Below are 8,414 nucleotides of genomic sequence, written 5' to 3'. Positions count from 1 at the left end.
GCCGAGGCCCGAGCCCGGGCGGGAGCGCGCGCCTTCGAGCCGGACGAAGCGGTTCAGCACGCGGGCGCGATCGGCCTCCGGAATGCCGGCGCCTCGGTCGGTGACGCCGATCAGCGCGAAGCGCCCGTCGCGGCGCGCCACGACCCGGACCTCGCCACCCTCGTGGCGCCCTGCAGCCTCGGCCTCCGCCACCCCGTATTTCAAGGCGTTGTCGACGAGGTTCGCGAGCGCCTGGCTCAACAATTCTCGGCTGCCGCGCACCGGCAAAGCGGCCTCGGCCTCGACGCGGAACGGTACGCCCCGGTCCTCGGCCAGCGGCTCGTAAAGCTCGCCGACGTCCCGGGCTACGTCGGCGGCATCGAAATCCGTCATGCCTTCCCGGCCCGATCCGGCCTCGGCCCGGGCGATCATCAGCAGCGCGTTGAAGATGCCGATCATGCCGTCGGCCTCCTCGATCACCTTGCCGAGCGCCGCACGGTCGTGTTCGGGGTCGGCGGGGCGGCGCAGCGCCTCCTCGGCGCCGTTGCGTAGCCGCGTCAAAGGCGTGCGGAGGTCGTGCGCGATATTGTCCGACACCTCCTTCATGCCGGTCATCAGGGTGCCGATCCGGCCGATCAGCGCGTTGAGATTGGCCGCGAGCCGGTCGAGCTCGTCGCCGGTGCCGGAAATCGGCAGGCGGCGGCTCATGTCGCCCGTCGCCATGATGCCGCGCGCCGTGCCGCTCATCGCATCCACCCGGCGCAGCACCCGCCGCGCCACGAACAAGCCCCCGACGAGGCCGATCGCCACGAGCCAAAGCAGCGAGATGGCCAAGGCATGGGTCATCACGGTGCGCAGGTTCTCGCGCTCGTCGAGGTCGCGGCCGACCAGCAGGCGGAAGCCGCCCGGCAGCTGGAAGATGCGTGCCAGGGCCAGATGGGTCATCTTGGCTTCGGCCGGCTTGCTGTAGGGCGTCTCGATCAACCCCGTGCGCTCCACCGCGGCGGGCGGCAGGTTGCCGACATTGCCGGTGATGGTTTCGCCGGCGAAATTGGTCACGAGATAAAGAGACGAGCCCGGCACCCGGGTGCGACGGTCGATGGCCTCGACGAGCTGCCGGATGCCGCCCACCTCATATTGCTCGGCCAGCCCCGTGATCTCGGCCTGGATGGTCTGGGTGATCTGGTCGTTGAGGAGGCCGTTGACGTTCCAGGCCACGCCGCCGAGCACAAAGGCCGAGCCGATGGCGAAGATCACCAGATAGGCGATCGACAGCTTGAAGGCGGTCGTGCGCGACACCTTGGACAACGAGAGCGGATTGCGCTCGCGGTGGCGAAGATCGCGCTGCACAGCCCGCAGGGCCTTGATGCCGCGCCGGAAGCGGTGGCGCCATTCGCGACTGGCCGCTGACACGGGCTGACCGGCGCGACCGACCGTTTCACGTTGCGGCGCTGGAACCACCCTCGCCTCCCCGGGTGCCACGCGCCCTATGGGGCCCCGTCCCGCACCATGTAGCCAGAGCCGCGCACGGTCTGCAGCAGCGGCGTGTCCGACCCCTTGTCGATCTTGGCCCGCAGCCGGGAGATATGCACGTCGATCACGTTGGTCTGCGGGTCGAAGTGATAATCCCACACGTTCTCGAGCAGCATGGTGCGGGTCACCACCTGCCCGGCATGCTTCATCAGGTATTCGAGCAGCCGAAACTCGCGCGGTTGCAACGCGATCTCCTTGCCGTCGCGGGTCAGCTTGTGGCTGAGGCGATTCAGCTCCAGCGGACCGACCCGGTAGCTCGTGGCCTCGCCGGGTTCCCCGGGCTTGCGGCGGCCGAGCGACTCGACCCGGGCCAGCAGTTCCGAGAACGCATAGGGCTTCGACAGATAATCGTCGCCGCCGGCCCGCAAGCCCGTGACGCGATCGTCGACCTGGCCCAGGGCCGACAAGATCAACACCGGCGTGTCGTTCTTCTCGGCCCGCAGGCGGCCGATCAGCGACAACCCGTCGACCCGCGGCAGCATGCGATCGACGATCAGCACGTCATGCGGGCTTTCCTGGGCGAGTTCGAACCCCGACGCGCCATCATCCGCGACATCGACCACATGGCCGGCTTCGCTGAGGGCCTTGGCGAGATAGGACGACGCTTCCCGATCGTCCTCGACGATGAGGATCCGCATGCTGGGCATCTTAGGGCTCGGGTGGGGAGAAGAGCAAAGCGAATCGAGGCGGGCGCCCGCGCGAGGCGGGCGCCCTGGCCGGATCAGCCGGCCGTGCCGGTCGCCAAGGCCACGAAGCGGGTGTTGTCACCCGACTTGACGCGCAGCAGCACGGCCTTGTGGCCATCCTTCTTGGCGTCCTCGAAGGCCTGCTTGACCTCCGACGGCTTGCTGACGGACTTGCCGCCGACGTCGAGGATGACGTCGCCGGTGTTCAGGCCCTTCTGGGCCGCGGTGCCGTCCGGATCAATGTCCGAGATCACCACGCCGGTCTTGCCCGCCCCCGCGATGGAGGCCGCAGGCGACAAGGTCATGCCGTAGGACGTCATCTGCGACGCGGCGGCGTCGCTGTTCGGGTTCGCGCCGGCGTCGGCCTTGGCTTCCTTGTCGGCCGGCAGGGTGCCGAGCGTCATGTTCAGGTGCTTCTCGGCACCGTCGCGCCACACGGTGAGATCGACCTTCTTGTCCGGACCCATGCCGGCGATCTTGCGGGCAAGCTCACGCGGCCCCTCGATCGCATCGTCATTGACCGACGTGATGACGTCACCCGACTTGACGCCCGCATCGGCGGCCGGCGAACCCTTCTGCGGTTCGGCCACCAGGGCGCCCTTGGTGCCCTTCAGCCCAAGCGAGTCGGCGATCTCTGCCGTCACGGGCTGGATCTGCACGCCGATCCAGCCGCGCGCCACTGATCCATGGTCCTTGAGGTCCTGGATCACCGACTTGGCCACCTCGGTCGGGATCGCGAAGCCGATGCCGACGCTGCCGCCCGACGGCGAGAAGATCGCCGTGTTGATGCCCACCACCTGACCGGCCGTGTTGAAGGTCGGGCCGCCCGAATTGCCCCGGTTCACCGGCGCGTCGATCTGCAGGAAATCGTCGTACGGGCCGGCGCCGATGTCACGGCCACGGGCCGAAACGATGCCGGCCGTCACCGTGCCGCCAAGGCCGAACGGGTTGCCGACCGCGATGACCCAATCGCCGACACGCGGCGCCTTGTCGGCCCACGGCACGTATTGGAAGCTCTGGCCGTCCTTGCCCTTCACCTTGACGAGCGCAAGGTCGGTCTTCTTGTCGGTGCCGATCACGGTGGCGGGAAGCGTCGAGCCGTCCTGCAGCGTGACCGTCACATCGGTCGCATGCTCGACCACGTGGTTGTTGGTGACGAGATAGCCATCACCCGAGATGAAGAAGCCCGAGCCCTGGGCCTGGCCGGTATGGGGCTTGGCATGGGGCATGTTGCCTTGGCCGAACTGGCGGAAGAAGCGCTCGAGCGGGTCGCCCTTCGGAATGTTGGGCATCTGCGGCGCGCTGTTGTCGTCGTCGCTCGCGTCTTCGGTGATCTTTACCTTGACCGACACCACGGCCGGGCTGACGCGGTCCACCACATCGGCAAAGGAGCCGGGCGCGATCTGGTCGGGTTTCGGCTGGGCCTGGATCTGCTGGGCGAGCGCAGGCTCGCTGCCGAACAGATGGGTCTGCGCCACGCCACCGCCCACGACCGCGAGGGCCACGGCGCCGAGGAGCGCGGTGCGGACCGGGCTACGACGGTCGAGGGCCGGGCGGCGGGCGCCATCCGTGGTCCGGTTGCTATCAGGCGTGAACATCGGTCGTCTCCTGGAAGTCTGAGCCACGGCGCGGTGCCGATCTCATGCCGCGGAAGATGGGGGACGGCGGATTACACCACCATTTCCCCCGGGTGAATTGTTGGTAAGAGTAAGCTGGATTTCAACGTCGGCCGAAGCCGGGACGGCGTTCGCCTCACCCCGAATGGGGCTCGCGCAGCAGCGCCGCGAGGCGCGCCACCTCGGCCGCGTCGAGCGGCGGCGCGGCTTCCGCCTGTCCCTGGGCGCGCCGCGCCAGGAGAACACCGCCGAGGCCCGCCGCCAGCACCAGCGCGGGCGCCCCCCAAAGCAGCAGCGTTTCGGGGCTGAAGGGCGGCTTCAACAAGATGAAATCGCCGTAGCGGCTGACGAGGTAATGCTCGATGGCGGCATCGTCATCGCCGGCCCGCAGGCGCTCGCGCACCAGGAGCCGCAGGTCGCGAGCCAGCGGCGCGGCGGAATCGTCGATCGACTGGTTCTGGCAGACGAGGCAGCGCAGGCCGGACGACAGCGCGCGCGCCCGGGCTTCGAGCGTCGGATCGGCCATCACCTCGTCGGGCTGCACGGCCCAGGCCGGGACGGCTAGGTTCCAGACCAGCAGGGCAAAGGCCGCGAAGGCGGCAAGGCGGCGCAACAGCTTCATTCGGCCGGCTGGCCCAGCGGCGACAGGGCTCGAGCCGACCGGCGGGCGAAGCCGATGCGCAGGCGCCTGTCGCTGAGGCAGAGAACACCACCGAGGCCCATGACGATGGCGCCGATCCAGATCAGCGTCACGAGCGGCTTCCAGAACAGCCGTGCGTCGATGCTGCCATCGGAATGGCGGTCACCCAGACTGATGTAGACCTGGCCAAGCCACAGCGTCTCGATGCCGGCCTGGCTGACGGTGGCCTGCCGGGTGCGAAAGGTGCGGCGCGCCGGCGTCACGCTGGCCACATGGGCGCCGCCCTGCCGCAGGTCGATGCCGACCAGGTCTTCGTCGTAGTTCGGCCCGGGGCGCTCCTTCGTGTCGATCACCACGGCCTGGTAGGGGCCGAGCGCGACCGCGTCGCCCGGCCGGATCGCCTGGATCCGTTCGACGCCCCAGCCGGTCGCGGCGAGGCCCAGCAGGGTCAGGCCGAGCCCTGCATGGGCAAAGGCCGCCCCCCAGGCGGACCGCGGCAGACCGACCAAGCGAAAGAAGATGCTGGCCAGCGGCTGGCCCGGGATGCCGCCCCGGCGCAGCACGTCCGTGAAGGCGCCGACCACGAGGTAGAGCCCCAGCGCCACCCCGAACGGCGCCAGCACGGGGCCGCCATGCCGCACGGCCAGCAGCACCACGCAGGCCACGAGACCGATGACAGCCGCAAGCGTCAACCGCTGGGCGGCGCCCACGAGGTCGCCGCGTTTCCAGGCCAGTGACTGACCGACCGGCGCGATCAGCAGCACCGCGATCATCAAGGGCCCAAAGGTGAGGTTGAAGAACGGCGCCCCGACCGAGATCTTGTCGCCGGTGAGCGACTCCAGCGCCAGCGGGTAGAGCGTGCCGGTCAGCACGGTGGCGCAGCACGTGGTGAGCAGCAGGTTGTTGAGCACCAGCGCGCCTTCGCGCGACACGGGCGCGAAAAGGCCGCCCTGGCGCAGCCGCGGCGCCCGCCAGGCGTAAAGGCCGAGCGAGCCGCCGATGAACACCACCAGGATCAACAGGATGAAGACGCCGCGGCGCGGGTCGTTGGCGAAGGAATGTACCGAGGTCAGCACGCCCGAACGCACCAGAAAGGTGCCGAGCAGCGACAGCGAGAAGGTCAGGATGGCCAGAAACAGCGTCCAGGTCTTGAGCGCCTCGCGCTTCTCCATCACGGCGAGGCAATGCAGCAGCGCCGTGCCGGCCAGCCACGGCATCAGCGAAGCATTCTCGACCGGGTCCCAGAACCAGAAGCCGCCCCAGCCGAGCGTGTAATAGGCCCAATAAGACCCCATCGCGATGCCGAGCGTCAGGAACACCCAGGCCGTGAGCGCCCAGGGCCGCACGGTGCGGGCCCAAACGGCGTCGACGCGGCCACCGATGAGAGCCGCGGCCGCGAAGGAGAAGACGATCGAGAACCCGACATAGCCGAGGTAGAGCAGCGGCGGATGGATGGCGAGGCCTGGGTCCTGCAGGATGGGGTTGAGGTCCCGACCCTCGATCGGCGGCCCCGCAACGCGGGTGAAGGGGTCGGAGGTCAGCAGGATGAACAGGAGGAACGACGCCGCGATCCAGGCCTGAACCGCCAGCGTGTTGGCCCGGAGGTCGGCCGCCATGCCGCGCCCGAACAGCGCCACGAGGCCGCCGAACAGCGCCAGGATCAGCACCCACAACAGCATCGAGCCTTCGTGGCTGCCCCAGACGCCCGACACCTTGTAAAGCAGCGGCTTCGTCGAATGGGAGTTTTCCAGCACATTCAGTACCGAGAAGTCCGACGACACATGCGCATAGGTGAGCGCCGCGAAGGCGAGGGCCACGAAACCAGCCTGGCCGAGCGCCACGGGTGCCGCCGTACCGACCAGCGACGGATCACGCCGCACCGTGCCCCAGATCGGCAGCACGGATTGCACCAGCGCCAGCGCCAGCGCGAGAACAAGGGCGTAATGGCCCGCTTCGACGATCACGCGCGCCTCACTGCACCGGGGCCGCGGCCCCGCCCATCATGGCGGCCTGCCCGGCAGGGGGTGCGGCCTGCCCGACAGGGGTTGCGGCCGGCCCGGCAGGGGTCGCGGCCGCCTCCGCGCCATCGCGCCAGAGCCCCTGTCGCTTCAGCTTGTCGGCGACGTCGCGCGGCATGTAGCGCTCGTCGTGCTTGGCCAGCACCGCATCGGCCGTCATGGCGCCGGGGGCGTCGATCACCCCCTCGGCCACGATGCCCTGCCCTTCGCGGAACAGGTCCGGCAACAGGCCCGTGTAGGTGACCGCGACGGTCTTGGCCATGTCGGTCACGGTGAAGCGCACCGTACCGCCCGGCAGATGGTGGACGGAGCCCTGCTCGACGAGGCCGCCGAGGCGCAGCCGGGTGCCGGGGCCGAGCCCTTTGGCCGCCACCTCGGAAGGGGCGTAGAAGAACACGATGGAGTCCCGCACCGCATAAAGCATCAGGCCCATGGCAACGCCGGCGATCGCCAGCGCCGTGCCGATCAGCGTGAGGCGGCGCCCCTTCCGGGTCATCCCTGCGGCTCCAGGCCGAGTTCGTGGGCCAGACCTTCGACCCGGCCCAAACCGCCGGGGTCGGCCGCGAGCCCATGGCGGGCCTCCGCCAGGGCACCCTGGGCCTTGGCGGCGTCGCCCAGCACCACATAGGCGCGCAGAAGCTTCAGCCAGCCTTCGGCATCACGGCCGTCGACCTTGAGGCGCGCCGCCAGGCCATCCACCATGCCCACGATGGCCTGCTGCCGATCGGCCGCAGGCAGCGCCGCGATGGCTGAGGCTTGGGGCCCGCCGGGCCTGTCGGACTGGTTCCGCAGCGCGGCCAACCGGTCCTGCACCATCGGCACCCAGGGGGCCTCGGGCGGCGCCTCCGCCAGCAGCCCCGACCACAGATCCTCGGCCCCGGCGGTGTCGCCCGCCTGGGCGGCCGCAAGGCCGAGGTAGAAGCGGGGCTGCGGCAGGTGCGGATCATCGTCCCGCGCCTTGGCAAAGGCGGCCTCGGCGGCCGGCGGGATCGTGGCGCCTCCCGCCATCAGGGCCTCGCCCAGGCTGACCCGATCCGGGGCGGCTTCGCCCAGCACCGCCAGCTTGCGCTCATAGGCATGCGCCGCATCGGCATATCGGCCGAGCCGCAGGTAGATGGGCGCCAGCAGTGCGAAGCCGCGGCCGTCCTCGGGATGGGCTGCCAGATGGGCCTCGATGCGGGCGATGGCGGCCGGCATGTCGTCGGGATCGGGCGTCGCCAGGCGGGCCGCCAAGGGGCGATCGCGCAGGTCGGGCGCGCCGATCCGGCCGTAAAGCAGAAGGCTGGCGGCGGGAAGCGCGAGCGTCACCACCACCGCAACGGTGAACAGCAAGGGACGGCTGGCCTTCTGCGGTGCCGCCCCGACGCGCGGGGCTGCCGCGGCCAGCAGTCGCCGGCCGACCTCGGCCCGGGAGGCTGCGGCCTCGGCGGGAGACACGAGGCCCTCGGCAACGTCACGATCGAGCGAAGCCCATTGGTCGCGGTAAAAAGACAGGTCGTCGCCGGCGAGCGGCATGGCGACCGCCCCGCGCGGCTTCGACAGCGGCCATACCACGCAAAGCACGGCCACAAGCGTCAGCAGGGCGATGACGACCCACAGCATGACGACCCGTCACCCTGGCCCAGGGCCGAAGCCTGCGTTCAGCCGGTGATGCGCCATGTCCCGTCCGGAGCCTTGCAGCCGGTTCCCTTGCCGGTCGCGGGGCGGCCCGCGATGTAGATCGTATGGGAAAAGTCCCGGCAGCCGTCGGGCGTCGGGCTGCCGCTGAGCGCCACGAAGCCGTAGGTGCCCTTGAGGCCGCGCCACGTCTTGCGATCGCCCGCCGCGAGCGCGTCCTGCTCGGCCTGGAAGGCCCGCTGCCGGTCGGCATCCGCCAGGCGGGTTCCCGTCGGCCCTTCCAGGAAAGCCCCCATGGAGGGCGCCGGCGCGGGCGGCGGCGGCA

General features: G+C 70.1%; 8 protein-coding genes. All 8 read right to left on the bottom strand.

Annotation, left to right across the window (positions count from 1 at the left end):
* The coding region (locus P7D22_RS21295) for a sensor histidine kinase (RefSeq protein ID WP_319936266.1) at positions 1 to 1,392 on the bottom strand (1,392 nt) is incomplete at its 3' end.
* A 74-nt stretch (positions 1,393 to 1,466) separates the two neighbouring features.
* Positions 1,467 to 2,150, bottom strand: a complete 684-nt coding sequence (locus P7D22_RS21290) for a response regulator transcription factor (RefSeq protein ID WP_319936265.1) — start codon at positions 2,148 to 2,150, stop codon at positions 1,467 to 1,469.
* Positions 2,151 to 2,233: 83 nt separating this feature from the next.
* The gene (locus tag P7D22_RS21285; protein WP_319936264.1) at positions 2,234 to 3,796 is read right to left on the bottom strand and encodes a Do family serine endopeptidase; all 1,563 of its coding nucleotides are present in this window, start codon (positions 3,794 to 3,796) and stop codon (positions 2,234 to 2,236) included.
* Positions 3,797 to 3,950: 154 nt separating this feature from the next.
* On the bottom strand, positions 3,951 to 4,436 hold the full coding sequence (locus P7D22_RS21280; RefSeq protein WP_319936263.1) for a cytochrome c-type biogenesis protein: 486 nt from the start codon (positions 4,434 to 4,436) through the stop codon (positions 3,951 to 3,953).
* Positions 4,433 to 6,418 carry a heme lyase CcmF/NrfE family subunit gene (locus tag P7D22_RS21275; RefSeq protein WP_319936262.1) on the bottom strand — a complete coding sequence of 662 codons (1,986 nt, stop codon included), beginning with the start codon at positions 6,416 to 6,418 and terminating at the stop codon, positions 4,433 to 4,435. The genes P7D22_RS21280 and P7D22_RS21275 overlap by 4 nt, the downstream gene beginning before the upstream one ends.
* A 7-nt stretch (positions 6,419 to 6,425) precedes the next feature.
* Positions 6,426 to 6,968 (bottom strand): cytochrome c maturation protein CcmE, encoded by a 543-nt coding sequence (gene ccmE / locus P7D22_RS21270; RefSeq protein ID WP_319936261.1) that lies wholly within the window; start codon positions 6,966 to 6,968, stop codon positions 6,426 to 6,428.
* Positions 6,965 to 8,074, bottom strand: a complete 1,110-nt coding sequence (ccmI, locus tag P7D22_RS21265; RefSeq protein WP_319936260.1) for a c-type cytochrome biogenesis protein CcmI — start codon at positions 8,072 to 8,074, stop codon at positions 6,965 to 6,967. Before ccmI ends, ccmE begins: the two co-directional genes overlap by 4 nt.
* A 38-nt stretch (positions 8,075 to 8,112) precedes the next feature.
* A partial coding sequence (locus P7D22_RS21260) for a hypothetical protein (protein WP_319936259.1) occupies positions 8,113 to 8,414 on the bottom strand: 302 nt, incomplete at its 5' end.

Origin of the sequence: Lichenihabitans sp. Uapishka_5, from assembly GCF_033947565.1 — a bacterium.
Lineage (GTDB): Bacteria > Pseudomonadota > Alphaproteobacteria > Rhizobiales > Beijerinckiaceae > Lichenihabitans.
This window is presented reverse-complemented; position numbering and strand designations above follow the sequence as displayed.